The organism is Streptomyces capparidis, from assembly GCF_054782095.1.
Map to the genome: position 1 here is coordinate 164492 of NZ_BAAGTD010000005.1, position 26135 is coordinate 190626.

At 74.3% G+C, this 26135-nt stretch carries 28 protein-coding genes and 1 pseudogene; 11 read left to right on the forward strand and 18 right to left on the reverse strand.

The window, feature by feature from the left end; genetic code table 11:
• Window positions 1-47: 47 nt before the first annotated feature.
• Together katG and ACYVO2_RS06815 are read right to left on the reverse strand one after the other, a co-directional pair.
• Window positions 48-2276, reverse strand: coding sequence for a catalase/peroxidase HPI (gene katG / locus ACYVO2_RS06810; protein ID WP_461006684.1), 2229 nt, complete (start codon window positions 2274-2276; stop codon window positions 48-50).
• Window positions 2277-2300: 24 nt separating this feature from the next.
• Window positions 2301-2605 (reverse strand): annotated as a pseudogene (locus tag ACYVO2_RS06815) (Fur family transcriptional regulator).
• A gap of 216 nt (window positions 2606-2821) precedes the next feature.
• On the opposite strand from ACYVO2_RS06815, the gene ACYVO2_RS06820 reads away from it, so the two are divergent.
• Window positions 2822-3232, forward strand: a complete 411-nt coding sequence (locus ACYVO2_RS06820) for a Fur family transcriptional regulator (RefSeq protein WP_461006685.1) — start codon at window positions 2822-2824, stop codon at window positions 3230-3232.
• A 99-nt stretch (window positions 3233-3331) separates the two neighbouring features.
• On the opposite strand, the gene ACYVO2_RS06825 is transcribed toward ACYVO2_RS06820, so the two are convergent.
• Window positions 3332-3652: a DMT family transporter gene (locus ACYVO2_RS06825; protein ID WP_461006686.1), complete on the reverse strand. Its 321-nt coding sequence runs from the start codon at window positions 3650-3652 to the stop codon at window positions 3332-3334.
• A complete protein-coding gene (locus ACYVO2_RS06830; protein ID WP_461006687.1) occupies window positions 3649-4299 on the reverse strand; it encodes an FMN-dependent NADH-azoreductase in 651 nt (216 codons plus the stop codon). Before ACYVO2_RS06830 ends, ACYVO2_RS06825 begins: the two co-directional genes overlap by 4 nt.
• Before the next feature lie 115 nt (window positions 4300-4414).
• Here ACYVO2_RS06830 and ACYVO2_RS06835 point away from each other — a divergent pair, with 115 nt between their 5' ends.
• The gene (locus ACYVO2_RS06835; protein ID WP_461006688.1) at window positions 4415-4969 is read left to right on the forward strand and encodes a TetR family transcriptional regulator; all 555 of its coding nucleotides are present in this window, start codon (window positions 4415-4417) and stop codon (window positions 4967-4969) included.
• A gap of 27 nt (window positions 4970-4996) precedes the next feature.
• Here ACYVO2_RS06835 and ACYVO2_RS06840 read toward each other — a convergent pair whose 3' ends face one another.
• The gene (locus tag ACYVO2_RS06840; protein WP_461006689.1) at window positions 4997-6274 is read right to left on the reverse strand and encodes a GNAT family N-acetyltransferase; all 1278 of its coding nucleotides are present in this window, start codon (window positions 6272-6274) and stop codon (window positions 4997-4999) included.
• A 50-nt stretch (window positions 6275-6324) separates the two neighbouring features.
• On the opposite strand from ACYVO2_RS06840, the gene ACYVO2_RS06845 reads away from it, so the two are divergent.
• A complete protein-coding gene (locus tag ACYVO2_RS06845; RefSeq protein WP_461006690.1) occupies window positions 6325-6945 on the forward strand; it encodes a helix-turn-helix domain-containing protein in 621 nt (206 codons plus the stop codon).
• A gap of 40 nt (window positions 6946-6985) precedes the next feature.
• Here the strand turns inward: ACYVO2_RS06845 and argG are convergent, their stop codons facing one another.
• The 3 genes from argG to ACYVO2_RS06860 form a co-directional block, all read right to left on the reverse strand.
• A complete protein-coding gene (gene argG, locus ACYVO2_RS06850) occupies window positions 6986-8434 on the reverse strand; it encodes an argininosuccinate synthase (RefSeq protein ID WP_461006691.1) in 1449 nt (482 codons plus the stop codon).
• Window positions 8435-8569: 135 nt separating this feature from the next.
• The gene (locus ACYVO2_RS06855) at window positions 8570-10255 is read right to left on the reverse strand and encodes an NAD(P)/FAD-dependent oxidoreductase (protein WP_461006692.1); all 1686 of its coding nucleotides are present in this window, start codon (window positions 10253-10255) and stop codon (window positions 8570-8572) included.
• Window positions 10252-11271 carry a DMT family transporter gene (locus ACYVO2_RS06860; RefSeq protein WP_461006693.1) on the reverse strand — a complete coding sequence of 340 codons (1020 nt, stop codon included), beginning with the start codon at window positions 11269-11271 and terminating at the stop codon, window positions 10252-10254. The genes ACYVO2_RS06855 and ACYVO2_RS06860 overlap by 4 nt, the downstream gene beginning before the upstream one ends.
• 75 nt (window positions 11272-11346) lie before the next feature.
• Here ACYVO2_RS06860 and ACYVO2_RS06865 point away from each other — a divergent pair, with 75 nt between their 5' ends.
• A complete protein-coding gene (locus ACYVO2_RS06865; protein ID WP_461006694.1) occupies window positions 11347-11937 on the forward strand; it encodes a TetR/AcrR family transcriptional regulator in 591 nt (196 codons plus the stop codon).
• On the opposite strand, the gene ACYVO2_RS06870 is transcribed toward ACYVO2_RS06865, so the two are convergent.
• Window positions 11932-12474, reverse strand: coding sequence for a GNAT family N-acetyltransferase (locus ACYVO2_RS06870; RefSeq protein ID WP_461006695.1), 543 nt, complete (start codon window positions 12472-12474; stop codon window positions 11932-11934). The two genes, ACYVO2_RS06865 and ACYVO2_RS06870, sit on opposite strands and share 6 nt — an antisense overlap.
• 139 nt (window positions 12475-12613) lie before the next feature.
• Between ACYVO2_RS06870 and ACYVO2_RS06875 the strand changes: the two genes are divergently transcribed.
• Both ACYVO2_RS06875 and ACYVO2_RS06880 read left to right on the forward strand, forming a co-directional pair.
• Window positions 12614-13342 carry an alanyl-tRNA editing protein gene (locus ACYVO2_RS06875; RefSeq protein WP_461006696.1) on the forward strand — a complete coding sequence of 243 codons (729 nt, stop codon included), beginning with the start codon at window positions 12614-12616 and terminating at the stop codon, window positions 13340-13342.
• Window positions 13339-13914 (forward strand): helix-turn-helix domain-containing protein, encoded by a 576-nt coding sequence (locus tag ACYVO2_RS06880; RefSeq protein WP_461006697.1) that lies wholly within the window; start codon window positions 13339-13341, stop codon window positions 13912-13914. The genes ACYVO2_RS06875 and ACYVO2_RS06880 overlap by 4 nt, the downstream gene beginning before the upstream one ends.
• Window positions 13915-13963: 49 nt before the next feature.
• On the opposite strand, the gene ACYVO2_RS06885 is transcribed toward ACYVO2_RS06880, so the two are convergent.
• Window positions 13964-15193: an MFS transporter gene (locus ACYVO2_RS06885; protein ID WP_461006698.1), complete on the reverse strand. Its 1230-nt coding sequence runs from the start codon at window positions 15191-15193 to the stop codon at window positions 13964-13966.
• A gap of 290 nt (window positions 15194-15483) precedes the next feature.
• Here ACYVO2_RS06885 and ACYVO2_RS06890 point away from each other — a divergent pair, with 290 nt between their 5' ends.
• Window positions 15484-15990, forward strand: a complete 507-nt coding sequence (locus ACYVO2_RS06890) for a MarR family winged helix-turn-helix transcriptional regulator (RefSeq protein WP_461006699.1) — start codon at window positions 15484-15486, stop codon at window positions 15988-15990.
• A 19-nt stretch (window positions 15991-16009) separates the two neighbouring features.
• Here the strand turns inward: ACYVO2_RS06890 and ACYVO2_RS06895 are convergent, their stop codons facing one another.
• Window positions 16010-16654 carry a CatB-related O-acetyltransferase gene (locus ACYVO2_RS06895; protein WP_461006700.1) on the reverse strand — a complete coding sequence of 215 codons (645 nt, stop codon included), beginning with the start codon at window positions 16652-16654 and terminating at the stop codon, window positions 16010-16012.
• Between the two features lie 92 nt (window positions 16655-16746).
• Complete coding sequence (locus ACYVO2_RS06900; protein WP_461006701.1) at window positions 16747-17169, reverse strand: winged helix-turn-helix transcriptional regulator; 423 nt, start codon at window positions 17167-17169, stop codon at window positions 16747-16749.
• A gap of 132 nt (window positions 17170-17301) precedes the next feature.
• Here ACYVO2_RS06900 and ACYVO2_RS06905 point away from each other — a divergent pair, with 132 nt between their 5' ends.
• Window positions 17302-18066, forward strand: a complete 765-nt coding sequence (locus ACYVO2_RS06905; RefSeq protein WP_461006702.1) for an alpha/beta fold hydrolase — start codon at window positions 17302-17304, stop codon at window positions 18064-18066.
• Between the two features lie 88 nt (window positions 18067-18154).
• Here the strand turns inward: ACYVO2_RS06905 and ACYVO2_RS06910 are convergent, their stop codons facing one another.
• The gene (locus tag ACYVO2_RS06910) at window positions 18155-19156 is read right to left on the reverse strand and encodes an EamA family transporter (protein ID WP_461006703.1); all 1002 of its coding nucleotides are present in this window, start codon (window positions 19154-19156) and stop codon (window positions 18155-18157) included.
• 69 nt (window positions 19157-19225) lie between these two features.
• On the opposite strand from ACYVO2_RS06910, the gene ACYVO2_RS06915 reads away from it, so the two are divergent.
• The 3 genes from ACYVO2_RS06915 to ACYVO2_RS06925 all read left to right on the forward strand — a co-directional run bounded on the left by ACYVO2_RS06915 (window position 19226) and on the right by ACYVO2_RS06925 (window position 21211).
• On the forward strand, window positions 19226-20089 hold the full coding sequence (locus tag ACYVO2_RS06915; protein ID WP_461006704.1) for a LysR family transcriptional regulator: 864 nt from the start codon (window positions 19226-19228) through the stop codon (window positions 20087-20089).
• 177 nt (window positions 20090-20266) lie between these two features.
• A complete protein-coding gene (locus ACYVO2_RS06920; protein WP_461006738.1) occupies window positions 20267-20674 on the forward strand; it encodes a RidA family protein in 408 nt (135 codons plus the stop codon).
• A gap of 102 nt (window positions 20675-20776) precedes the next feature.
• On the forward strand, window positions 20777-21211 hold the full coding sequence (locus ACYVO2_RS06925) for a DUF6896 domain-containing protein (protein WP_461006705.1): 435 nt from the start codon (window positions 20777-20779) through the stop codon (window positions 21209-21211).
• Between the two features lie 1134 nt (window positions 21212-22345).
• On the opposite strand, the gene ACYVO2_RS06930 is transcribed toward ACYVO2_RS06925, so the two are convergent.
• The 5 genes from ACYVO2_RS06930 to ACYVO2_RS06950 all read right to left on the reverse strand — a co-directional run bounded on the left by ACYVO2_RS06930 (window position 22346) and on the right by ACYVO2_RS06950 (window position 26070).
• The gene (locus tag ACYVO2_RS06930) at window positions 22346-22714 is read right to left on the reverse strand and encodes a DUF6332 family protein (protein WP_461006706.1); all 369 of its coding nucleotides are present in this window, start codon (window positions 22712-22714) and stop codon (window positions 22346-22348) included.
• A 54-nt stretch (window positions 22715-22768) separates the two neighbouring features.
• On the reverse strand, window positions 22769-23305 hold the full coding sequence (locus tag ACYVO2_RS06935; protein WP_461006707.1) for a DinB family protein: 537 nt from the start codon (window positions 23303-23305) through the stop codon (window positions 22769-22771).
• Between the two features lie 353 nt (window positions 23306-23658).
• Window positions 23659-24702 carry an NAD(P)/FAD-dependent oxidoreductase gene (locus ACYVO2_RS06940; RefSeq protein ID WP_461006708.1) on the reverse strand — a complete coding sequence of 348 codons (1044 nt, stop codon included), beginning with the start codon at window positions 24700-24702 and terminating at the stop codon, window positions 23659-23661.
• A complete protein-coding gene (locus tag ACYVO2_RS06945) occupies window positions 24650-25945 on the reverse strand; it encodes a methyltransferase domain-containing protein (protein WP_461006709.1) in 1296 nt (431 codons plus the stop codon). The genes ACYVO2_RS06940 and ACYVO2_RS06945 overlap by 53 nt, the downstream gene beginning before the upstream one ends.
• Window positions 25942-26070: a hypothetical protein gene (locus ACYVO2_RS06950; RefSeq protein WP_461006710.1), complete on the reverse strand. Its 129-nt coding sequence runs from the start codon at window positions 26068-26070 to the stop codon at window positions 25942-25944. Before ACYVO2_RS06950 ends, ACYVO2_RS06945 begins: the two co-directional genes overlap by 4 nt.
• Between the last annotated feature and the right edge of the window lie 65 nt (window positions 26071-26135).

The window sequence follows — 26135 nt, forward strand, 5'->3', positions numbered from 1 at the left end:
CCGACCCGCACGGGCGGGCCGGCCTGGACGTGACCATCAGGCGGGGATCAGACGAGGTCGAACCGGTCCAGGTCCATGACCTTGGCCCACGCCGCGACGAAGTCCCGCACGAACTTCTCCTTCGCGTCGTCGCTCGCGTAGACCTCGGCGAGCGCGCGCAGCTCGGAGTTGGACCCGAAGACCAGGTCGGCGCGGGTGCCGGTCCACTTGATCGCGCCCGTGGCGTCGCGGCCCTCGAAGGTGGTCGCGTCCTTGGAGGTCGCCTTCCACGTCGTGCCCAGGTCGAGCAGGTTGACGAAGAAGTCGTTGGTCAGCAGCCCGGGGGTGTCGGTGAAGACGCCGAGCGGCGACCGCTGGTAGTTCGCGTCCAGGACGCGGAGGCCGCCGATCAGGACCGTCATCTCGGGGGCGCTCAGGGTCAGCAGGTTCGCCCGGTCGAGCAGCAGGTACTCGGCCGGCAGCCGGTTGCCCTTCCCGAGGTAGTTGCGGAACCCGTCGGCGGTCGGCTCGAGGGCGGCGAACGACTCCACGTCCGTCTGCTCCTGCGAGGCGTCCACGCGGCCCGGCGTGAAGGGGACCTCCACGTCGAAGCCGGCGTCCTTGGCGGCCTTCTCGACGGCCGCGCAGCCGGCGAGCACGATCAGGTCGGCGAGCGAGACCTTCTTGTCGCCGGTCTGGGCGGCGTTGAACGTCCGCTGGATGTCCTCCAGGGCGCGCAGCACCGTCCTGAGCTGGTCGGGCTGGTTGACCTCCCACTCGATCTGCGGCTCCAGGCGGATGCGCGCGCCGTTGGCGCCGCCGCGCTTGTCGCTGCCGCGGAAGGAGGAGGCCGACGCCCACGCGACGGACACCAACTGGGACACCGTCAGGCCGGAGTCGAGGATCCGGCCCTTGAGAGCGGCGATGTCCTCGGCGTCGATGAGCTCGTAGGTCCGCGCGGGCAGCGGGTCCTGCCACAGCAGCGTCTCGGTGGGGACCTCCGGGCCGAGGTAGCGCACGACCGGGCCCATGTCGCGGTGGGTCAGCTTGAACCAGGCCCGGGCGAAGGCGTCCGCGAACTGGTCGGGGTTCTCCAGGAACCGGCGCGAGATCTGCTCGTAGACCGGGTCCACGCGGAGCGCGAGGTCGGTCGTGAGCATCGTCGGGGCGTGGCTCTTCGACGGGTCGTGGGCGTCGGGCACGGTGCCCGCCCCGGCGCCGCCCTTCGGCCGCCACTGGTGGGCGCCCGCGGGGCTCTTGAACAGCTCCCACTCGTACTTGAACAGGGTCTCGAAGAAGCTGTTGTCCCACTGGGTCGGGGTGGGCGTCCAGATGCCCTCCAGACCGCTGGTGATGGTGTCGCCGCCCTTGCCGGTCCCGAAGGAGTTGCTCCAGCCCAGGCCCTGCTCCTCCAGCGAGGCGGCCTCGGGGTCGGGGCCGACGTTGTCCGCCGGGCCCGCGCCGTGGGTCTTGCCGAAGCTGTGGCCGCCCGCGACCAGCGCGACCGTCTCCTCGTCGTTCATCGCCATCCGGCGGAACGTTTCACGGATGTCGCGGGCCGCGGCCAGCGGGTCCGGGTTGCCGTTGGGGCCCTCCGGGTTGACGTAGATCAGGCCCATCTGGACGGCGCCGAGCGGGTTCTCCAGCTCGCGCTCGCCGGAGTAGCGCTTGTCGTCGAGCCAGGTGGTCTCCGGGCCCCAGTAGACGTCCTCCTCCGGCTCCCAGACGTCCGCACGGCCGCCGCCGAAGCCGAAGGTCTTGAAGCCCATCGACTCCAGGGCGACATTGCCGGCAAGGATCATCAGGTCGGCCCACGACAGGTTCTGGCCGTACTTCTTCTTCACCGGCCACAGCAGACGGCGGGCCTTGTCCAGGTTGGCGTTGTCCGGCCAACTGTTGAGGGGGGCGAAGCGCTGCTGGCCGGCCCCGGCGCCGCCGCGGCCGTCGCTGATCCGGTAGGTGCCGGCGCTGTGCCACGCCATCCGGATGATGAACGGTCCGTAGTGGCCGAAGTCGGCGGGCCACCAGTCCTGGGAGGTCGTCAGCACCTCGGCGATGTCCCGCTTCACCGCGGGCAGGTCCAGGGACTTGAACGCCTCGGCGTAGTCGAACTCCTCGCCGAGCGGGTTGGCCACGGCGGGGTTCTTGGCAAGGATCTTGACGTTCAGCCGCTCCGGCCACCACTGGCGGTTTCCGCCGCCCTGAGTCGGGTGCAGGGCGCGCCCGTGCGCGACCGGGCAGCCACCTCCGCCCTCCGACTTTGCGTCAGTGACGATTGCATCGTGGTTCTCGGACATGGGAATCCCTCCGGGATGGGCGGATCACGGTGCTGGCGGTGCTCGGGAACTGCGGGTGGTGGAGCAGTCGGGGCACGGGCCCCGGGTGACCTCGGCCTCGTGGGTCGCGGGGCCGCGGTCGTGGGTCGCGGTCGGGCAGGGGTGCTTCACCGACCGCGCAGTCGACGTCAGCGACGGCACCGCACGATCGGCACACGACGTGGTGGTGATTGTTCCCGACACCCCCCTCGAACCGGGCCGGACTGCCGGCTGATTCGAGTGGTGCGCGAGTCCCGCCTCGTCGAGAGCCGTCCGGACGGTTCCGAGCAGCGGACGCGGGCGGCCGTCATCGGCAGACCGGCTCCGCGGAGCTCCTCGGTGGTGGTTCCGTCACGTCTCCGTCTCCTGCCGTACTGGGGTCCTCCTGTCCCTTGGCTATCTCCGGAGCCGATCCTACGATGGACACAGTCTTAGTCAAGAAGCACGCCAAGGCCATATCCAATCGGAACCCGGACGCCCACCGGTAGACTTCGCGTATCCCGCCGAGCCTGAATAGGTGAACCGACATGAGTGACCTGCTGGAGCGACTGCGAGGGCGCGGCTGGCGGATGACCTCCCAGCGGCGTGTCGTTGCCGAGGTCCTCGACGGCGAGCACGTGCACCTCACGGCCGACGAGGTGCACGCCCGCGCCGCCCTGCGGCTGCCCGAGATCTCCCGGGCGACCGTCTACAACACCCTCGGCGAACTGGTCTCCCTCGGCGAGGTCACCGAGGTCTCCACCGACGGCCGCGCCAAGCGCTACGACCCCAACGCCCACCGCCCGCACCAGCACCTGGTGTGCTCCGGCTGCGGCACCATCCGCGACGTCCACCCGGCGGGCGACCCGCTGGCCGACCTCCCGGCGGAGGAGCGGTTCGGCTTCGCGGTCTCCGAGGTCCACATCACCTACCGCGGCCTGTGCCCGTCCTGCGCCTGAAGCCGCCTCCCGCACCGCGGAGGGGCCGCGCGGTGCGGGAGGGCGCGGCGCCGGGCCGAGCGCCGTGCGGCGGCCCGGCGCCCGCCGTCCTGTCCCGCCCTACTCGGTGGACGTGACCCGGGCCAGGGCCACTCCGCCGACGATGAGGGCCAGCGCGGCGACCCGGCCCGCGCTGACCGGGTCCTTGTGGACGACGATGCCCAGGGCGATGGCGCCGATCGCGCCGATCCCGGTGAACACCGCGTACGCCGTGCCCACCGGCAGCCCCTTCATCGCCAGCGACAGCAGGTAGACCGCCACGGCGGCGAGGAGGAAGCAGACCAGGGTGGGCAGCGGCCGGGTGAATCCCGCGGTGGGCTTGATGCTCTGCGACCAGGCCACCTCCACCGCACCCGCGGCCAGCAGCAGCAGCCAGCTCACAGCGCGCCGCCCAGGGCGCGGGCGGCGGCCAGGGCCGCGGCGCGGGACTCGTCGTGCTCGGCGCGGCGGGCCGCGAGCGCGGGGTCCACACGGGAGTTGACCAGCTCGGTGCCGATGAAGGTGACGTCCTCGACGGCGTAGTGCCCGCGGATGAAGTCGCGCAGGTACCGCTCCTGGTGGTCGTACGCCTCCTTGGGCGTGCCCGGCCCGTAGGCGCCGCCGCGGGCGTGGGTGACGACGAACCGCCGTCCGGCGAGGGACATCCTCGGGAACGTCACCTGGTCGATCCACGCCTTGAGGGAGGCGGGGACGGAGTAGTTGTACATCGGCGCGGCGATGAGCACCACGTCCGCGGCGATCAGTTCGGCCAGCAGGGGCTCGACGACGGCCCAGGCCGCGGCCCGGGCGGGGGTGCGGACCGCCTCCCGGTAGCGGTCGGGGTCGGTGATCCGGTGCTCCATGAGGTGGTCGCAGATCTCGGTCCACGCCTCGCCGATCGGCGGGACGGGGTCGCGCGCGAGGTCGCGGTGGAGGTGGGTGCCGTCGGGGTGGGCTGCTCGCCAGGCGGCGGCGAAGGCGTCGCCGAGCTCGCGGCTGAAGGAGCGGCGGCGGGCGCTCGCGTCGAGGTGCAGCAGGGTGGTGCTCATGGGTGTGCCTCCCGGGCAGTCAAGTGGACATCACGTCCACTTCAGTCGCTCGGAAGAGGCAACTGGACGCCGCGTCCGGTTATTCCCGGGTGCGGGGCCTGGTTAGGGTGGCGCCGTGACCAAGGAACGTGCCGACGCCGCGCGCAACCGGGCCAAGGTGCTCGCCGCCGCGGCCGGGCTGTTCGCCGCGAAGGACCCGCGCACCGTCACGATGGAGGACATCGCCCGGGCCGCCGGGGTCGGCCGGGGAACGCTGTACCGGCGGTACCCGGACGTCGCCTCCGTCGCCAACGCGCTGCTGGACGAACACGAACGGGCCCTGCAACGGGAACTGCTCCAGGGCGCCCCGCCCCTGGGCCCCGGCGCGCCGCCGCGGGAGCGGCTGGCCGCCTTCTACGCGGCCATGGCCGCGCTGCTCGACCGGCACGTCCACTTGGCCCTCGGCGCGGAGACCGGCGCGGCGCGATACGCCACCGGCGCCTACGGCTTCTGGCGCGCCCACGTGCTGGCCCTGCTCCGGGAGGCCGGGGCGGCCGACCCGGAAGCCCTCGCCGACGCGCTGCTGGCCCCGCTGGCCCCCGAGGTCTTCGCCCACGTGCGCCAACGCGGAGTCAGCACCGCCCGCCTGACGGCCGCCCTCACCGAACTCACCCGCGTCCTGGACGGTTAGACCCGCGGGTGCGGGCGGCGCGGGGGCTCAGGTCAGGACGACGCAGCCCCGCCGCTCCAGTTCGGCCAGGAGCGCCGGCGGGGGCTCGCAGGGGTTCCAGCGCAGGTCCAGCTTCTCCAGGGCGGGCAGGGCGGTGACCCAGTCGGGGAGGTGGGCGATGCGGTTGCTCCGCACGTCGAGCTGGCGCAGCCGGGGCAGGCCGGCCAGGGCCCGGGGCAGTTCGGCGAGGGCGTTCTCGCGCAGGTCCAGGTGGCGCAGTTCCAGGAGCCGGGCCGTGGACGGCGGCAGGTGCGCGAGCGCGTTGCCCCTGAGCCACAGTTCGCGCAGGTTGCGCAGGTCGCCGAGGCCGTCGGGCAGGGTCGTCAGCCGGTTGTGCTGGGCCCGCAGTTCGATCAGGCCGGTCATGCGGCCGATGGTCCTCGGCAGGGCGGTGAGCGCGTTCTCGCCGACGTTGAGATAGCGCAGTCGCGTCAGGTCGCCCAGGGAGTCCGGGAGCTCGGACAGCTTGTTGTCGTGCAGGTAGAGGCAGTTGCCGAGGCCGGTCAGCTCGCCCAGTTCGCCGGGTACCGCGGTGAGGTGGTTGTGGCCGAGGTCGAGGGTGGTCAGCCGGCGCAGCCGTCCGATGGCGGGCGGCAGATCGGTGAGCCCGGTCTCGGCGAGGATCAGCACCTGGAGCTCGGTGCGCCGCCAGACCGACTCGGGCACCTCGCCCAGCGGTTGGCGCCACAGGTTCAGTACGTGCGGGCCCGGCTCGGCCGCCTCCCCCGGTGCGTCGGCGGCCGGGCGGGAGGCCGCGGCGGCGGGCAGGACGCACTGCATCAGCACCGTGTCCACCCACCGGCCGTGCTTGTGGCCCACACCGGTGAGCCGGCCCGCAGGGGTGAAGCCGTGGCGGCGGTGGAGGGCGGCGGAGGCGTCGCTGCCGGTGTCCGCGATGACGGCCACGACCTGCCGGACCCCGGCCCGCTCGCACGCCCGCAGCAGCCCCGCCAGCAGCGCGGAGCCCACTCCGCGGCCGGTGTGGCCGGGGGCGAGGTAGACGGTGTCCTCGACGGTGTGCCGGTACGCCGGCTTGGGGCGCCAGGGAGCGGCGTAGGCGTATCCGGCCACCTCGGCGCCGACCTCCGCGACCAGGAACGGCAGGCCGCGCTCGGCCAGGTCGTCGTACCGCCGCCGCCAGTCGGCGGCCGTCGGCGGGACCTCCTCGAAGGTGACGACGCTGCCGGTGACGTAGTGCGCGAAGATGCCGGCGACGGCTTCCAGGTCGGCGGGAGCGGCCGGGCGGACGGTCGGTTCGGCGGTCACAGCATCCCCTGCTTTTTCTCTATAGAGAACAGGATCGTTATTATAGAGCAATGCTGGATCTTGCAGAACTGGGGCGCCGTGTTCAGGGGCTCAGGCTGGACCGCGGCCTGACGCTCCAGGCCCTGGCGGACGCGGCGTCGGTGAGCGTCAGCATGCTGTCCTCGGTCGAGCGCGGGCAGAAGGCGCCCACGGTCGTCGTGCTGGCCCGAGTCGCCGACGGGCTCGGCGTCCCGCTGGCGGAGCTGGTCGCGTCCGCCGAGGACCGGCGGGTCGTGGTGCGGCGCGCGGCGGAGCAGGACGTCGTGGACGAGCCGGGGGGATGGCGGCGGGCGATCCTCACACCGGTGGTGCCCGGGGTGAACTTCGAGTGGATCCGCTCGACCCTGCCCCCGGGCTGCGACGCCGGCCGGTTCCCCGCCTACGCGCCCGGCTCCCACGAGTTCGTCGTGGTCCACTCCGGCGAGCTGCGGCTGACCGTCGGCGACACGTCCCTGGAGCTGGCGGCGGGCGACTCGGTGTACTTCGCCGCCGACGTCCCGCACGGGTACGCCAACCCCGGCACCGCGGCCTGCACCTACTACGTCGCCGCCCTGATCATGCGGCCCCGCGGCCCGTCGTCCCGCCGGGGCGCCCGCGGCGGCCGGAGCCGGGGGGCCTCGGGCGGGGGGTGACGCCGCCGGGCCCGGCGCGGTGCCGGGCCCGGCGGGGCGGTCAGTCGGTGCCGGACTCCATCGCGGCGCGGTCCAGCATCTCGTTGTCGTCGGGCGCCTCGCCGCGCGAGGCGATGGCCTCGGCTCCGCCCTGCGGCATCGGGCCGATCAGCCCGGTCGAGGCCGCCTGGGCGGCACCGATGAGCTGGGGGTGGGCCGTGCCGACCATGCCGAGGTCGGCGTACTGCTCCAGCTTGGCGCGGGAGTCGGCGATGTCGAGGTTGCGCATGGTGAGCTGGCCGATCCGGTCCACCGGGCCGAACGCCGAGTCCTCCGTGCGCTCCATCGACAGCTTGTCCGGGTGGTAGCTCAGCGCGGGGCCCGCGGTGTCCAGGACCGAGTAGTCCTCGCCGCGCCGCAGCCGCAGGGTCACCTCGCCGGTGACCGCCGCGCCGACCCAGCGCTGGAGCGACTCCCGCACCATCAGCGCCTGCGGGTCGAGCCAGCGGCCCTCGTACAGCAGCCGGCCGAGCCGCCGGCCCTCGTTGTGGTAGGCCGCCACGGTGTCCTCGTTGTGGATCGCGTTGACCAGCCGCTCGTACGCCGCGTGCAGCAGCGCCATGCCGGGCGCCTCGTAGATGCCGCGGCTCTTGGCCTCGATCACCCGGTTCTCGATCTGGTCCGACATGCCCAGGCCGTGCCGGCCGCCGATCGCGTTGACCTCCATCACCAGGTCGACGGGGGTGGCGAACTGCTTGCCGTTGACCGTCACGGGGCGGCCCTGGTCGAAGCCGATCGTCACGTCCTCGGGGTCGATCTCGACCGCGGGGTCCCAGAACCGGACGCCCATGATCGGCTCGACGGTCTCGATGGAGGCGTCCAGGTGCTCCAGGGTCTTGGCCTCGTGGGTGGCGCCCCAGATGTTGGCGTCGGTCGAGTACGCCTTCTCGGTGCTGTCGCGGTAGGGCAGGCCGTGGGCGAGCAGCCACTCCGACATCTCCTTGCGGCCGCCGAGCTCCGCCACGAAGTCGGCGTCCAGCCACGGCTTGTAGATGCGCAGGTGCGGGTTGGCGAGCAGGCCGTAGCGGTAGAACCGCTCGATGTCGTTGCCCTTGAACGTCGAGCCGTCGCCCCAGACCTGCACCCCGTCCTCGAGCATCGCCCGGACCAGCAGCGTGCCCGTGACGGCACGGCCGAGCGGCGTGGTGTTGAAGTACGGGCGCCCGCCCGAGCGGATGTGGAACGCCCCGCACGCGAGCGCGGCCAGGCCCTCCTCGACCAGCGCCGCCCGGCAGTCCACCAGGCGCGCGATCTCGGCGCCGTACGTCGTCGCCCGGCCGGGTACCGAGGCGATGTCGGGCTCGTCGTACTGGCCGACGTCGGCGGTGTAGGTGCACGGCACGGCACCCTTGTCGCGCATCCAGGCGACCGCGACCGAGGTGTCGAGGCCACCGGAGAAGGCGATACCGACGCGCTCGCCGGTGGGCAGGGAGGTGAGGACCTTGGACATGGCAAGAGTATGCACTCTTCCGCATTATCATGCAACGCCCGTCCTCGCCGCCCCTCCCTCGCCCCCGCCGCCCCGCCCCCGCCGGGGCGCCCGGGGTCGCGGCGCGGCGGGGGGCGGGGCCGCCCGGTCACCCGGTCACCCGGACATGAACAGGGCGTCCGCCGACCGCGGCTGCCCCTCCACGGTGATCTTCTTGTCCTTCATGTACTCGAGCATGGACAGGACCGCCGAGCCGCCCTCGCCCACGGCCGCCGAGATGCGGCGGACCGCTCCCGAGCGGATGTCCCCGGCGGCGAAGACACCGGAGAGGCTGGTCTCCATGGGCTGCTTGGCGGCGGCGGCCGGGCCGGTGAGGACGTAGCCCTTCACGTCGAGCTTGACCTCGAGCTTCTTCTCGGTCTTCAGCTTCTTCAGCCACCCGGTGTTGGGGACGCCGCCGATCAGGGCGTACGCGCCCGCCACGGGGATGTTCTGCTTGTCGGTCCCGCCCTTGCACTTCTGGACGCGGACCGTGGTGAGGTAGCCGTCGGCGCCCGCGTACTCGTAGACCTCGTACCCCTCCATGAGCACGACCTTCCCCCGCTTCACCCAGTACCTGACCTCGTCCACGAGCCCCGGGAGCATGCTCTTGCCGAGCGTGTCCAGGATGACCATGGTCACCTTCTTGACCTTCTGGGCGAAGAACACGGCGGCCCGGCCCGCGGTGTCCCCCGCGCCGATGATCACCAGCTCGTCAGTGCCGGTGTACATGTCCACGTCCGACGGCAGGGCGTCGTAGTACAGGCCCTTGTACAGGTACGTGTTCTCGTCCTTGCCGCCCTGCGCCCGCGGTGTGTGGCCGCCCGCGAGCAGGAGCATCTTCGCCTCCACGGACAGGGTCTTGCCGTCGTCCCGCTTGGCGGTGATCCGGTAGCCGGGGACTTTGTCGATCGTGCTCGCGGCGATCGTCTCGACGGTGGACGCGGGCAGCCACTCGACGTGGAAGTTCCCGGCGTGCCTGCTCCACAGGTGGGCCAGCTCGTCCGGTTCGATGCCGTCGGGGAAGCCCAGGTAGTTGTCGATCCTGTTGTTCGCCGTGCCGGCCGTCCCGCCGGGGGCGGACCGCTCGACGACGAGCACCTTCCAGCCGAGCAGGGCGGCGCCGTTGACCGCCGCGGACAGCCCGGCCGGGCCTCCGCCCGCCACCACCAGGTCGTACCGGTCCTGGTGGCCCATCCGCACGAGGCCGAGCAGCTCCGCCAGCCTGATGAACGGGGGGTCCACCAGGGGCTTGGGGTAGTTCTCCACCTGCACCGACACCTCGCCCCGCACCGTGACCGGGTCCGTCCGGTAGGCCACGTGGTTCAGGCGCAGGAACCGCAGCACCCGGAAGACCTTCTCCTTCCTGCGGTCCCCGTACACCACGGCCCGGTGCTCCCCGGGTCCGGCCGCGTCGTAGAGGGCCTCCTCCACCCGCGTCCAGAAGTCCTCCTCGTCCGGGGAGGCGGGGGCCGTCCGCGGGCCGCCCCCGGCCCGCCCGGCCTCCCGCGGGCCCGCGCCGGGGGTCAGCAGCAGCCCGGGCGCCGCGGACACGCCGCGCCCCTCGGCGGACAGCAGGTCCGCGCCCGGCCCGTCGGGCAGCTCCTCCTCGGCCAGGACGGCGGCCACGGCCGCGGGCGTGTCGGTGAGGGCGGACAGGGACTTCCGGGTGTCGGCGACGCCGGAGGTCCGCAGGACCCGGTACTTGCCGCAGAAGTACTCCTCCAGCCTCCGGGCGGTCTCCTCGCCCCGCCCGGAGTCGGACACGGCCAACAGGATCACGTCACGGTCATCGGGTGTCATGCGCTCGGCTCCTTCTTCGTCGGCCCCCGCAACGGAGTGCCGTGATACCCGGACGCGGAGCCGCGCAGTGGCGCCGGTGCGGAATTCGCCTGTTCGGCGGGGCGGGCTCCGGCTTCCCGCCGGCCGCGGCGGCCCGCGTCCGCCGTCGCCGGGGGGCCGCCGTGGTGGACGAGGAGGACCGCGGCCAGGGCGAGGGCCAGGCCGAGGGCCGTCCGGGGGCCGAAGGGCTCACCGAACATCAGGGCTCCCCACACCGCCGTGACCGGGGCCATCAGGAGCATGAGGGTGTTGACCTCGGTGACGCCGGAGCGCCGCAGGATGAGCCAGTACAGCCCGTACCCGCCGAAGGTGGAGAGGACCACGAGCCAGGTGATCGCGCCCCAGAACGCGGGCTCGGCGGGCGGCCCGGCGCCGCCGGTGGCCGCGGCGAGCACGGTGAACACGACGGCGCTGGTGGCGCAGTGGACGGTCAGCGACACCACGGGCGCGACCCTGGTGCGGGAGCGGCTCTCCAGGAAGGTGGCCGCGACCAGGGAGAGCATGCCGAGGATCGGCAGGGCGTACGCCCACCGGGGGACGCCGGGCGCGGCCGAGGCGTCGGCCGTGGTGACGAGGGCGACGCCGCCGAGGCCCAGGCAGAGGCCGAGCCACTGCTCGCGGGTGACGCGCCGGCCCAGCAGCGGCCCGGCGAGCGCTCCGGCGACGAGGGGCTGCACGCCGTCGATCAGCGCCGTGGTGCCGCTGGAGACCCCGAGGTCGATCGCGTGGTAGACGGTGAGCAGATAGCCGCTCTGCGACAGCAGGCCGATCACGGCCTGCCGCGCCACGTCCCGCGCCGCCAGACCCCGCCAGGCCGCCGCGGACACGACGATGGCGACGACGGCCAGGACGACGGCCAGGGGCAGGAACCGCCACATCAGGACCGTGGCCGCGGACGCGCTGCCGCCGCCGAGCTTCGCGCCGATGAACCCGGAACTCCAGCACAGGACAAACGCGGTCGGGAGCAGGACGTTCACGCCTCACCTTCCGGTAAACAGATCGGTTTACTCCGGTGCGGCGACCCCACTATACAGATCGGTATACTCCCGGGCATGGGCAGTACCGCGGGCACACCGCGACGGATCACGATGACGCCGGCCGCACTCCGGGTCCTGCGGGCCGCGGGGCGGCTGTTCTACGAACGCGGCATCCACGCCGTGGGAGTGGACCTCATCGCCGCCGAGGCCGGGGTCACCAAGAAGACCATCTACGACCGGTTCGGCTCCAAGGAGCAGCTCGTCGTGGAGTACCTCGCGGACCGCGACGAACGCTGGCGGGCCTTCCTCGCCCGGCACCTCGACGCCGCGCCGGGGGCACCCGCGGAGCGGGTCCTGGCCGTGTTCGACGCCTCGGCGGCGTGGTCGGCGGAGCACGGCTCCAAGGGGTGCGGCATGGTCAACGCCCACGCCGAGATCAGCGATCCGGCCCACCCCGCCCACCCGGTCATCGCCGGGCACAAGCGGTGGATGCTCGCCCTGTTCACGGATCTCGCGGCCGAGCTGGCCCCGGACCGGGCCGGCCCGCTGGGGCGGACGCTTACGCTGCTGCACGAGGGAGCGCTCGTCGCCCACGGCCTGGGCGTCTTCCCCGACCCCTTCGGCCACGCCCGCGACCAGGCGCGGGCCCTCCTCGGCCCGCTATGACGGCAGCGGCCGGAGCGGGTGCTCGTAGCGGCTGACCCAGGTGACGGGCCCGCCCCGGGCGCGCTGCCCCGGGGCGCCGCCGACCGGGGCGTCTCCGCGGTGGTGGAAGCCCCGCGCCTCGTAGTAGGCGCGGAGGCGGTGGTTGCCGCTGACGCAGTCCAGGCGCAGGGCTTCCTTCCCGTGCCCGCGCGCCGTGTCCCCCGCCCAGTCCAGGACCGCGGCGCCCAGCCCCGCCCAGCGGCGGCGCACGGCCATCCGGTGCAGGTAGCCGGCCGAACCCTCGACGTCCGTCCACAGCGGGTCGGACCAGTCCAGGGTGGCGGTGCCCGCGACCTCGCCGCCGACGTGGACCAGCCAGGTCTCTCCGCGGGCCACGGCGCCCTCGACCCAGGCCGCCTCGAACCGGGCGGGCCACTGGTCGATGTGCCGCTCCCGCAGCCAGGCGGCCGCCTCGTCCAGGACCCGGAGCACGGTGTGCACCTGCGATGCCGTTGCCTGCCGGAAGGTGACGGCTCGGCCGTTCCACGTGGTCGCCATGGTGGTGATGTCCTCGCTCCGGGGCTTGTGCGGCCTGCGGCCTGCGATCTGCGATGTGCGGCCCGAGTCCGCGGCTCGACTCTTCGGGCTCTCGGGCTCTTCGGGCTCTGCGGTCGACATGGTCGATTATACTGAACGCATGGTTCAGTATATTGACGATCTCGAGGTCGGCGCCCAAGCCGCCGCCTACGCGGACGACACCTACCTGATGTCCGTCACCACCCGCGTCCTCGCCGTGGGGCGGGACGACGGGGACGGGCCGTGGGTCGCCGTGGAGCGGAACATCTTCCACCCGCAGGGCGGCGGCCAGCCCGCGGACCGCGGCCGGCTGGGCGAGTGCGAGGTCGCGCCCCAGCGCCATCCCGGGACGGGCCTGGTGGTGCTGCGCGCCCCGGAGGCGCACCGGGACGGGCTCGCCCGCCTCGCCGAGGGCGAGCCCGTGGTCGCGCACGTGGACGCCGGGACCCGGCTCCTGCACGCCGCCCTGCACACGGCCGGGCACCTGGTGGAAGCGGCCGGGCGGACGCTGGGCTGGGTCCACGCGGGCAACAACCACTTCCCCGGCCAGGCGCGGATCGAGTTCGCCCCTCCCCCGGACGGGCTCGGCGATCCGGAGGCCCGGGAGGAGGCGGCCGAGCGGTTGCGCGCCTGGGTGGCGGAGGCGGTGTCGCGGGACCACCCGGTCACCGCGGAGCACGACGGGCAGGGCCGGCGCGTCGTCCGGATCGGGGACCTGCACGCCGCGCCCTGCGGCGGCACGCACGTCCGAAGCCTCGCCGACCTGGAGGAGCTGCTGATCCCCGCGGTGAAGGTCAAGAAGGGCCGCGTCAAGGTGGCCTACACGGCCTCCCACGGGCCGCTGCGGTGAGCGCCCCGCAGCGGGACGCCCGCCCCGCCAGCAGCGCCGCGGCCGCGGCCGGGGCGCAGGTGCGGCGGCGGCGCCGGCAGCGGGGGATGAGCCAGGCGGAGCTGGCCCGGCGCACCGGGCTGAGCAAGGCGACGCTGTCGCAGTTGGAGGCCGGGGCGGGCAACCCCACCATCGACACCCTGGACTCCATCGCCGTCGCGCTGAGCATCCCCCTCACCGACCTGCTCACCCGGGACGTCACCCCGGGCACCCTGCACATCGCGGGGACCGCGGCGCAGGAGGAGGGGCCCACCAGGGAGCTGCTGCGGCGGATCAGCGGCGGGCACAGCCTGGAGGTGTGGCGGCTGCGGCTGCCGGCGCACACCGCGGTCGACGGGGTGCCCCACGCACCCGGCACGATCGAGCACCTGCTGGTCGCGTCGGGGCGCCTCACCGCCGGCCCCACCGACGACCCGCGCCGCCTCGGCCCGGGGGACCTGCTGGCGTTCGCCGGGGACGCCCCGCACCACTACCGGACCGACGACTGCGCCGCGGACGTCACCGTCGTCATCGCCTCGCCCGCCGTGGGATGAGCCGGGCCCCCGCCGCGCGCTCGGCCGCGGGGGCCTCGAACAGGCGGAGCTAGCCGAGGACCAGCAGCGCGGCGGCCGCCGGGCCGAAGGCGCCGCCGAGTTGGTAGCTCAGGGCGAACAGCCCGATGGCGGTGGCGCGCTGCTCGGCGGGGGCCGCGTCGGCCGCCTGCATGGACAGGATCGCGTTGGCGCCGGTCGCGGTGAACGCGGCGGCGCCGGCCGCGGCGAGCAGGAGCGCGCCCCACGGCGCGAACACGGCGGTGAGCACGGCCAGGGCGCCGGTGCTGAGCAGCACCGCCCGTGTCCGCCCGCGGCCCAGCCGGGACGAGGCCGCGGCCAGCGGCCAGGACAGGGCGGAGCCGATGAGCAGGGTCGCCAACTGCCCCGCGCCGATGGCCTGCTGCGACCACTGGGCGCGGTCCCCGATCAGCCGCGGCACCGCGAACAGGATGGTGAAGTAGGAGGTCGAGAGGGCCAGGGCGAGCAGCGCGCAGACGCGGAAGGCGGAGGTGCGCAGCAGCGCGGACGGCACGAAGCCGTCGGGGCGGCGCCGGATGTGGGCGGCCAGCAGCGCACCGGAGGCCAGGGCCGCGGCCGCCGCGGGCAGGGTGGCCGTGGGCAGCAGGACCAGCGCGGTGGCCAGCGCGGTCAGCAGCACGGCGCCGCGGCGGTCGAACGGCGTGCCGGGGGCGGCGGCGGCCGGCGGTGCGTGGCGGACGACGGCGGGCACGGCCACCAGCGCCACCGCCGACACGGCGAGCGCCGCCCGCCAGGAGGCGGCGTCGGTGATCTGCTGGCCGAGCAGGGGCCCCGCCGCGCCCAGCACGCCGAAGCCGGCGCTGATGACGCCCATGCGTCGGGCGGTTCCGGCGAGGGTCATGGCGGTGGCGATCAGCCCGGAGCCGCCCGCGGCCTGCGCGGCCCGGCCGGCCAGGGCCAGCGGCAGTGACGGGGCGGCGACCACGAGCACGGTGCCGGCCAGGACCAGGGCGGCACTCACCCGCAGCACCACCGGTGCCCCGCGGCGCCGCAGCAGCCCGGCCAGGAGCGGGGTGGCGACGGCCATGGCCCAGGCGAACGCGGTCACCAGCCAGGTGGCGGCCGCCGTGGCCACCCGCAGCGACCCCGCCATGTCCTCCAGGATCAGCACCGGCGCGTTGGCCGACGCGGCGGCGGGGGTGGCCAGCAGCGCCAGCCACCCGACGGGCACGGGGCGGGGGGCGGCGCGTCCCGCGCCGGTGCGGTCGGGGGCGGCGGTGCGTGCGGATGCGCGGTTCATGGCGGGCTACCCCCTGGGTGCGGACGGTGCGGCGGCCGGCGGCCGGCCCGCGGACGCGTGGGCCGGGCGACTGGACGCGGCCGCCGCTTCACTCAACGTTGACAATCTCAACGTTGAGATAAAAGCAGAGGGGCTTGTTCAACGTCAAGTGTCTTAACATTGAGAGGACTCGGCCGCGGTCACTCGGCCGAGGTCACTCGGCGGCGGTCACTCGGCGGCGGCCGCACGGCAGGCCGAGCCCACGGGCACGGACGAGCACCGGGAGAAGGGGTGGACCAGTGGACCAGGCGATGACCGATGTGGTGGACCTGATCATCGACCAGTGGACGCGGGAGCGGCCCGAGCTGACCGACGAACTGTGGCCGGTCCACGTCATCGCCCGGATCCAGCGGATCAACCGGATACTGGACCGGCACCTCAAGGAGTTCTGCGCCCAGCGCGGCCTGGAGGTGGGCGAGTTCGACGTCCTCACCACGCTGCGCCGCTCGGGGCCGCCCTACGCCCTGACCGCGGGCGCCTTCCTCAAGGCGGCCATGGTCACCTCCGGCGCCATCACCAACCGCATCGACCGCATGGAACGCAAGGGCCTGGTCGAACGGGTCCGCGACACCGACGACCGGCGCACCGTCAGGATCCGGCTCACCCCGGCGGGCCGGGAACTGGTCGATCTGGCCATGTCGGAGCACCTGGCCCACTACGCGAGGATCCTGGAGGGCCTCGACCGGGACGAGTGCGGCCACCTCGCGTCGGCGCTGCGGAAGGTCCTCCTCGCCCACCGCGACACCTCCATCGGCTGACGCGCGCACCCGCGGCGGGTCACCGCGGTGGGGCCGCGGCCTCCAGGTCGTCGACGCTGCCGGACATGATGGTGCGGATGTGCGCGGTGATGTGCTCGAGCGGCCAGTCCCACCAGGCGAGGGCCAGCAGGCGGGCGATGTCCGCGTCGCCGTGGCGGCGGCGGATCAGCCGGGCCGGGTTGCCGCCGACGATGCCGTAGTCCGGGACGTCGTCCACGACGACGGAGCCGGACGCGATCACCGCCCCGTGGCCGACGCGGACACCGGGCATGACCATCGACCGGTACCCGAACCAGACGTCGTTGCCGACCACGGTGTCACCCCGCCCGGGCAGGCCGGTGATCAGATCGAAGTGCTCGGCCCAGGAGCCGCCCATGATGGGGAAGGGGAACGTCGAGGGGCCGTCCATGCGGTGGTTGGCGCCGTTCATGATGAACCGCACGCCTTCGCCCAGCGCGCAGAACTTCCCGATGACCAGCTTCTCCGGTCCGTAGTGGTAGAGCACGTTGCGGGTGAAGAACGCGGTCGGGTCGTCCGGGTCGTCGTAGTAGGTGAACTCCCCGACCTCGATCAGCGGCGAGGTGACGAGCGGCTTGAGCAGCACCACACGGGGCTGCTCGGGCATCGGGTGGAGCACGGTCGGATCGGCGGGGACGGCCGGCATCGCGAATCGACTTCCTCACACGCTGCGGAGTGGTTTCCACCCCCATGATCGCAAACCCCGCCCCGGGCGCCCCGGGACGCTCCCCACCGGGGCTACCGGTCCTCGCGGGGCCGCTCCCGGTTGTCGTAGGCGTGGCGGGCGGCGGCGATGGCCGGGCGGTTGCGGTCGGCCCATGCCGCGAGGGCCTCGAGCGGCTCGCGGATCTCGTCGATCAGGGGCGTGGTGGCGTACTCCACGCGCGGCGGGGCGTCCGGGTGGACGGTCCGGGTGACCAGCCCGTTGCGTTCGAGACTGCGCAGGCTGAGGGTGAGCATGCGGCGGCTGATGCCGTCGACGGCGCGCTCCAGTTCGGTGAACCGGCGCGGCCCTTCGCCGAGGACGACGAGCACCTGGGCGCTCCACTTGTCGCCGATCAGGGCGAGCACCTCCCGCAGGGGGCAGTCGGCGATGCCGGGGGCGGCGTCCGCGGGCGGCGGCGTGAGCTGGTCCGTTACCCCGGTGTTCCGTTGCGACATGAAAGTGCCTCCTTACGCGCGCTCTGAGCTTGCTTCAGGATGGCGCCTGTTACAAGTCGTAACGTTCCTGGTGGCAGGCGGTACTTCGGCGTGCCTCCGGGCGATCGCGGGTGGACGGACGAGGAGAGACGAGTGCCGACGACGACGACGAGCGGCGGGTTCAAGGTTCGCTACGAGGTGTCCGGTGACGGGCCCGTTCTCGTGCTGCATCCGGGGATGTTCCAGACCGGCGCCAGTTGGGGCGACACCGGCTACACCCCCGCGCTGCGGGCCGGGCACACGGTGGTGGCCATCGACCCGCTGGGCCTGGGGGCCAGCGACGGGCCGCGCGATCCCGCCGCCTACGCCCTGGAGCGCCGCGTGGAGTGCGTCACCGCCGTGCTCGACGACATCGGCGCCGACCGGGCCGCCGTCTGGGGCTACTCCATGGGCGCCCTGACGGCCCTCGGGACGGCCCTGCTCGCGCCCGAGCGGTGCGCCCGGGTCGTCGCGGGCTCCTGGGATCCGGTGGACGGCTTCGCCTCCGCGCGCGACCACGTCTTCCGGCAGCTCGGCCTGCCCGAGGGCACCGACGCGTTCGACGTGCTGCGGCGGGGCGCCCTGGCCGATCCCGCGCAGGCCGCCGTCATCGAGGCGGCCGACCCCGCGGCGCTGCGCGCCAACTACGAGGCGTTCTCCCGTGACCGCGGCCTGGACGCGGGCCTGGCCCGCACCGGGGTCCCGCTGCTGATGTACTGCGGCACGGCCGACCCGTGGCACGAGCCGATGCGGCGGGTCGCCGCGCGCACGGGCAGCGGCTTCTTCTCCGTGCCGGGCGCCGACCACCGGGAAGGGTGGACGCGCTCGGCGGAGGTCCTGCCCCGCGTGCTGCGGTTCCTCGCCGCCGACGGGGAGTGAGCGGCACCGGCGCGCGGGGCGGGACGGCTCCTGGCAGGTGACGCGAGTGCCGGGCGCCCGCACCGTCCGGCCTGTCACTTCACCGGCATCACCCTCGGCGGCCCGCGGCCCCGCCCCCGGCCGCGGCGGGGGCGGGGGCGGGGCTTGCGGGTCGGCGTCCGCCCGTGCGCAGCGCGCCCGCGCTCGCCGCGACCACCAGCGCGATCGCGGCGCACTGCGGCAGCGAAAGACCCTGGTCCAGCACCAGGTAGCCCGCGAGCGCGGCGAGGGCCGGGGCCAGGCTCGTCAGCACCGCGAACGTCGCCGCGGGCAGCCGGCGCAGGGCGAGCAGCTCCAAGGTGTAGGGCACGCCCGAGCTCAGCACCGCGATCGCCAGGCCCAGGCCGAGCACTCCCGGTTCCAGCAGCGCCCCGCCCGCCGCCCCGAGGCCCAGCGGCAGGCTGACCAGCGCGGCGACGGCCATCGCGATCGCCAGGCCGTCCAGTTGCGGGAAGCGCGCGCCCGCGCGGGCGCCGAGCACGATGTAGGCCGCCCACATCGCCCCGGCGCCCAGCGCGAAGGCGACGCCCGCGGGGTTGAGCCGGTCCAGGCCGCCGCCGCCCAGCAGGCAGACCCCGGCGAGCGCGAGGCCGGCCCACAGCAGGCTGACGGCGCGGCGCGAGGCGACGACCGAGAGCAGCAGCGGCCCGAGCACCTCCAAGGTGACCGCGGGACCCAGCGGGATGCGGTCGATCGCCTGGTAGAAGAGGATGTTCATCCCGCCGAGGGCCAGCCCGAACCCGCCGGCCACCGCCCAGTCCGCACGGGAGCGGCCGCGCAGTCGGGGCCGGGTGACGGCCAGCAGCAGCACCGCGGCGAACGTCACCCGCAGCGCGACCGTGCCGAGCGCCCCGGCCCGGGGGAACAGCAGCGCGGCGCAGGCCGACCCGAACTGCACGGACACCGCGGCGGTCAGCATCAGGCCGACGCCGCCCGCGCCGCCGCGCCCCTTGGCGGGACCGGGTGCGTGGCGCGGGGGAACGGGCGCGGCGGTCGCCGCGGACGAGACACGGGCCGTGGACAAGACACGGGCCGTGGACGAGGAGGTCATGCCCTCCACGCTAGGAATCCGGCTCGCGGCCGTGAAATGCCTGTCCGGCTGCGGTTATGCTTCCGACGCATGACCATGGAGCTGCGGCATCTGCGCGCCTTCCTCGCCATCGCCGAGGAGGGCAACGTCACCCGCGCCGCCGCCCGACTCCATCTGAGCCAGCCCGCGCTCTCCCGCACCCTGCGCCAGCTCGAGGACCACCTCGGCGCCCGCCTCGTCGACCGCTCCACCCACCATCTGGAGCTCACCGCCGAGGGCCGCGTCTTCCGCGACAAGGCCGCCGCCGCCCTCGCCGCCGTCGAGACCGCCCTGGACCCCGGAGGGCTGAGAAGCTGGCCGCTGCGCCTGGGCCACACCTGGGCGGCGCTCGGCGAACACACCGTGCCGCTGCTGCGCCGCTGGGACGAGACTCGCCCCGGCACCCCGCTGGAGCTGCTCCGCGTGGACGACCGCACGGCGGGCCTCACCCGGGGCGGGGTGGACGCGGCGCTGCTGCGCGGCGCGGCCACCTGGCCGGGGCTGCGCACGGAGCTGCTGCTGACGGAGGAGCGGGTGGTGGTCATGCCGGCGGACAGCCCGCTGGCGGCGCTCCCCCGGGTCGCGCTGGCGGATCTGACGGCCCATCCGATCGCCCTCAACACCGTCTCCGGCACCACCACGCTCGACCTGTGGCCGCCGGCGGCCCGCCCCCTCCGGACCATCGAGGTGACCAACACCGACGAGTGGCTGATCGCCATCGCGGCGGGCCGCGCCATCGGGGTGTCCACGTCGGCCACCCCGAGCAACCACATGCACCCGTCGCTGGTCCACCGCCCGCTCGCGGACGCGCCGCCCGTTCCCGTGGTCATCGCCTGGCGCGAGGGGACGGGGCACCCGGCCGTCCCGGACCTGGTGGCCCTCGCGCACCAGGTCGTGGCGGACGGGGCGAGATGAGCCGGCAGGCCGTTGAACTGCTCGGTCACCGGAAGGTTCCCCAGGCACCGAAAAGTGCGTCCTTCCATGTCAGCAGCCACTCTCCTACGGTTACCCGGTAACCACAGGAGAGAGAGAGGCGTGCCGTGGGCTCCGTGCGACGAGCCCGCGGGCGCCGGTGACGAGGAGGCGGGCAGCATGGCCATCACCCTGGTGAACCCCGGCGGTCTTCCGGAGGTCGACGCGTACCGGCAGGTGTCGATCGCGACCGGGTCGAGGCTGGTCTTCATCGCCGGGCAGGTCGCCTGGGACGCCGAGGGGCGCACGGTCGGCGAGGGCGACCTCGCCGCGCAGGTCGAGCGTTGCTACCTCAACATCGGCACCGCCCTGGCCGGGATCGGCGCCTCCTTCGACGACGTGGCGAAGCTGACCGTGCACGTCGTGGACTGGGCCCCCGACAAGATGCCCCTGTTCCTGGAGGGTGCCGCCAGGGCGGCCGCGAAGCTGGGGGTCACCCCCGTCCCGCCGGGCACGCTGCTGGGCGTGGCCGCGCTGGACGTGCCGGAGCACCTGGTGGAGATCGAGGCCGTCGCGGTCCTCGACTGACGGAGGGGCCGAGGTGTCAGCGGGTCCAGCCGCACATGCCGTCCACCGTCCCGCGCCGGCGGGTCGCCGTGGCCGTGCGCGGCGGGGATCCGGGGGTGTTCGATGGCGGAGCGGCAGCCGCCGAGCGCGGAGGACGTGGTGCGCAGCTTCGTCACCGCGCTGGGCGCGGCGAGCGCGGCGGTACGGGAGGCCCTGCCTGAGGCGGAGCGCCTGGCGGACCTGCCGGCGCTCGCGCGCTCGGGGCGGATCGGGCGCCGGGGTGAGGTCGGCGGCCACAGGTACGCGGTGCACGACGCGGGATGCCGGCTGATCGATCCGGGCGGGCTCGACGTCGACGTGGACTTCGCCGACGGGGCAGCGGTGTTCGACATCTGGCGGCTCCGCTGCCACGGGCGGAGCCTGCCCGGGCCCGTGGACCCGTCACCGGAGGAGTTGCGCCACGCGATCCGGGGGCTCGGCGGTCTGCTGGCGGAGGTGCGGCCGGGATGGTACGCGGTGACCGGGCACGATCCGGAGGAGGGCCGGGCGCCGGGGTGACCGGGCGGTGCGGGGCGGGGGTCGCGGCACCGGCCCCCGCCGGGGCACGTGCCTCACCGGCGGGGGCAGAAGCCGAATTCCTCCAGGATCTCGATGATGAGCAGGCGCAGGCAGGCCCGGTCCGGTGGGCCGCCGGGGTCGCCCTGGGGGCCGCGTGGTCCTCGGGGGCCGGGAGGGCCGCACTCCCCCTGGGGTCCCTGAGGCCCCCTGGGGCCGGCGGGCCCGGGTTGGCCGTCCTGGCCCTCGCGGCCGTCCACGCCGGGCTTGCCGTCGCGGCCGTTCCTGCCGGGCGGGCCCTCGGGGCCCTCGGGCCCCTGCTCGCCCTCCGGTCCCTCCGGGCCGCGCGGTCCCTCGGGCCCGGGCGGGCCGGGCACCCCGCGCGGGCCCTGGGGTCCGCGCTGGCCCTCGCATCCCGGCGGACCGCAGGGGCCGCCGGGACCGGGCGGTCCTTCCGGTCCTTGCGGGCCGCAGGGCCCGGGCGGTCCGCAGGGCCCCGGCGGGCCGCACGGTCCCGGTGGGCCTTCCGGACCGCGAGGGCCGCACGGCCCCGGCGGCCCGCACTGCCCTCGCGGGGGGCACGGGCGGGGTCTGACCGTGACCGGCACGCTCTCGCACACCGCTTTGCGGTCCCGGTGGGCCGCGACGGTCAGTTCCGCGTCGCCGGGATCCGCGTCGCAGCGGACCTCGAACCTCCCCGACCAGAATCGGCCGTCGACGCGTACCAGGGGATATGCCTGTTCTTCTCCTCCGGGGCACACACCGCAGCGGTATTCGGCTCGCTCCGGCGGGTCCTCGACGGGCCAGTACACGAACACCTGCGTGGTGGTTCCGGGGTGCAGCGGTTCACCGAAGAAGGCGAGTACCGCGGCCTTCGGGCTCTTCGACGCGACCACATCGTTTCCTTGGCGATACACGGGCCGACTGCGCGGATGACATGCCGCTCTCGCGGCGCCCTGGTGGATGCGGGAGGCATCGGCGGGGAAAAGGCGATGGCGCGGCTGTGCGGCGGAGGGTTGTCCACCGAAGGCCGGAATTCAACTTCGGCGCACCCATCGGAGATTGGTGTTTCACCTTTACCAGTTCCTTTTCTTTGTTCTTCCCGTCACTCCAGAAGTCATCCGGGATGAAGCGCGATTAGCCCCTTCGAGTTATTACCAGGAAAATCAGATCTCCGTGACGGCGCGGGGCGTGCCGAGAGCACGTCGGGCCGGGGGCCGCCCGCCCCGGCGGCCGGTCAGCGCAGGGAGGTGCGCAGTCTGCGGAGGACGCTGCCCGCGCGGACCGCGAGCCCACGGCGGCGGCGAGGCCGGCGGCCACCCGGAGCCGCGCCTCGGCGGTCTGCCCCAGGTCGCCCAGCAGGGCGGGGCCGGCGATGAGGAGGAACAGCAGGGCCGCGACCAGCCCACCGGAGACCACCGAGAAGGCGATCTCCACCGTAATCGCGTCCCGCTGCGCCTGTGTCCGCGGTCCGGCGGTGTTCTGCTCGCCCCGGCTCGAATGCATGAGCCCATCATGGCACCGGCCGGTCGGCAGGCGGGGCGGGGCGGCGGGTGGTTTTCAGCCCATGCTTTTGGCGCCGTCGAGGGCTTCGCGGATGATGTCGGCGTGGCCGGTGTGCTGGGCGGTCTCGGCGATGATGTGGCTCAGCACGCGGCGGGCGGACCAGTGGGCTCCCGGTTCGAACCAGGGGGCCTTGGGCAGCGGGTGGGCGGCGTCCAGGTCGGGAAGGGTGGCGAGGAGTTCGTCGGTGCGGCGGGCGACCTCGGCGTAGTCGGCGAGGACGCCGGCGAGGGTCTCGTGGGGCAGCAGGCGGAACTCGTCGGCGCGGCGGGCCCAGTCCTGCTCGGTCATGGTGGTGAAGTCGCCCATCGCGGAGGGGCCTTCGACGATGAACGCGGCCCAGTTGCGTTCGACGGCGGTGACGTGCTTGATCAGGCCGCCCAGGCACAGCTCGCTGGGGGTGGTGCGCCGCCTGGCCTGGTCGTCGGTGAGGTCGCGGGTGGTGAAGCGCAGGAAGTGCCGCTGGTGGGTGAGGGCGGCCAGCAGGTCGGCGCGCTCGCCGGTGAGGTGCGCGGTGGTGGTGGTCTGGTTCATGGGTTCTTTCCGCCTTCCTGTCGTTCCCGCGTTCCCGGGCCCGGATGCCGGGGTCCGGATCTTCTCGGGCCCGGATGCCGGGGATTCCGTGGCCGGATCCGGGCGCTACCCGGGTTCCCGCCGGTGTCGGCGGCTGCTCCGTCCGACAAGGACCACGTTAGGAGCCGAAGCGGCCACATCCTGACCTGAATCAACCCGAGATCGGAGCCCCGCCCGGGACGTGCGCGCCGCGGCGCCGGCCGCGGGTGAACCGAGGTTCGGGGCGACGGTGGGTGAGTACGCCCGGCGGCCGGTGAACGGCGCACGGGCGGGGGCGTGCCCGGCAACGCCCCCGCCCGTGCGCCCCGGCGGTGTCACAGCCCGTGGCGGCCGTCTCCCGTCACCAGTGCGGCGACCCGGGCCTCGGAAGCGGCGGAGAACGGGTCGCGCAGGGCGGCGACCGCCTGCCGGGTCTCCTCCTCGATCAGGTCGGCGTTGATCTGGGCCGCCGCGGCGGTGCCCGCCGCGCCCGCGGCGCCGACCTGGGCGGTCATGTCGGTGACGTTGCCGGCGACCCACACCCCGGGCACCTCGGTGCGGCCGGTCGCGTCGGCGGGGATGTGCTCGCCCGCGCCGGACGGGTGCTCCACCGGCCGCAGCCCCAGCGGCGCGAGGAAGCCGGCGCGGGCCACCATCCGCGGTGCCACCACCAGCGCCTGACGGGCCACCACCGTGCCGTCGCCCAGCCGTACGCCCACCAGCCGGTCGTCCTCGACCACCAGGGACTCCACCTCGCCGGGCACGACGGTGACGCCGCGGGCGGCCAGCCGCTCCGCCTCCTCCTCCGACAGCGGCGGCAGGGTGTGGGCGAAGAGGGTGACGTCGTCGCTCCACTGCCGGAACAGCAACGCCTGGTGCACCGACCGCGGCGAACCGGCCAGCACGCCGATGGCCTGGTCGCGCACCTCCCAGCCGTGGCAGTACGGGCAGTGCAGCACCTCCCGGCCCCACCGCTCCCGCAGCCCCGCCACGTCCGGCAGCTCGTCCACCAGACCGGCGGTCACCAGCACTCGGCGCGCCCGGACGGTGCGGCCGTCGGCCAGCGCCACGGCGAACCGGTCGCCCTCGCGGGTCACGGCGCCGACCTCGCCGGACACCACGTGGCCGCCGTAGCCGCGGACCTCCGCCCGCCCGCGCTCCAGCAGTCGCGCGGGCGGCATCCCCTCCCGGGCCAGCAGCCCGTGCACGCCCTCGGCCGGGGCGTTGCGGGGGCTGCCCGCGTCGATCACCACCACCGAGCGCCGCGCCCGGGCCAGCATCAGCGCCCCGCTCAGCCCCGCGGCGCCGCCGCCGACCACCACCACGTCATAGCTGCTCTTCAGCCGAAAGGTCACGTTGACCACCTCCGCGACGACCATGCGGCAGCGTCACGGAATCCGCAAAGGTTGTTGCCGGATCGGCAACGGAAGGGAGGGGTGCGACCTCGGTCAGGGGCTGCGCCGGGGTGTCGAGCCAGGTGTGCTCGCCGGTGGCGGTGACGGTCAGGCCGAAGCGGCCGACCTCCGGCCGGCCCGCGTCCGTCCACCAGCGGTGCGCGGCCTCCAGCTCCGCCCACAGCCGGCGCGGGCCGCACTGGTGGACCGTGGAGCGCGGTGCGCCGTCGAGGAACAGCACGGCCGCCCAGGAGCGGTCCGACAGCCCGTACAACCAGGTGCTGCGCTGGTCGCCGCGCCGGTCGGTGGCCATGGCCACGTCGCCGAGCAGGAGGCCGGCGACGAACGCGAAGGGGTGGTCGAGGCGGTCCTCGAAGCCGAGGTCGTGCGGGGTGAGGCGGGTGGTGGAGGCGTCGGCCCCGCCGGGGAAGCCCTCGGGGAGGTACGCCTGGTGGGGCGGGCGGGCCAAGCGGTGGGCGCGGGCCTTCATGAACTCGGCGGTGCCGGTGAACCGCCCGGACGCCGAGGCCCCGTCGTCGGCGACGACCAGGCGGACCAGGGCGTCGGCGTGGGAGTAGCCGGTGCCCCACGGGGCGAGGATCACGCCCCCGGGGACGGTCTGCCGCACCCAGGCGTACGGGATGCGGCGCAGGCCCATGGTGGCGATGACCCGGTGGTAGGGGGCGGTCGGGGGGAAGCCGAGCAGGCCGTCGCCGGTGACGACGCGCGGGTGCCGCCCGGCCCGCGCCAGGGCGGCGCGGGCGGCGGCGGCCACGACGGGGTCCACCTCGACGGTGGTGACGCGGTCGTCGCCGAGCCGGTGCGCGAGCAGCGCCGCGTTCCACCCGGAGCCGGTGCCGATCTCCAGCACGCGCATGCCCGCGCGCACGTCCAAGTCCCGCAGCATCGCCATGACCAGGCTCGGCATGGACGCCGACGACGTCGGCACCCGGCCCGGCGCGAGGCCCTGGTGGTGGCCGTCGTCCCACTGCGTGGTGATGGCCACGTTGGCGTCGGCGTGCCGGTACCAGGCGTCGGGGTCGGCGTCCTTGTCCACGCCGGTGCTCGTCCTGGTCCGCATGTCGTGCGGCCACATGACGCCGGGCAGGAACAGCGCCCGGTCCACGGCGTCGAAGGCGTCCGCCCAGTCGGGGGTCATGCGCCCGGCGCCGAGCAGGAAGCGGCCGAGCTCCCCGCGCGCCGGCCGGACCTGGCGGGGCAGCGTCATGCGCGGTGCTTGCCGTCGCCCGGGGGCATCTCCCCGTCCGGGCTGGGCGGATCCTGCGGCGGCGTCCACGGCTGCCCCGGGTGCTCGTCGCCGTCCCCGCTTCCGCCGCTTCCCTCAACGGGCATCCCGACTTCCTCCCACCACAGGACGAGCACGGCCGAAAACACGCTATCCCCGTCGCCCGGCCACG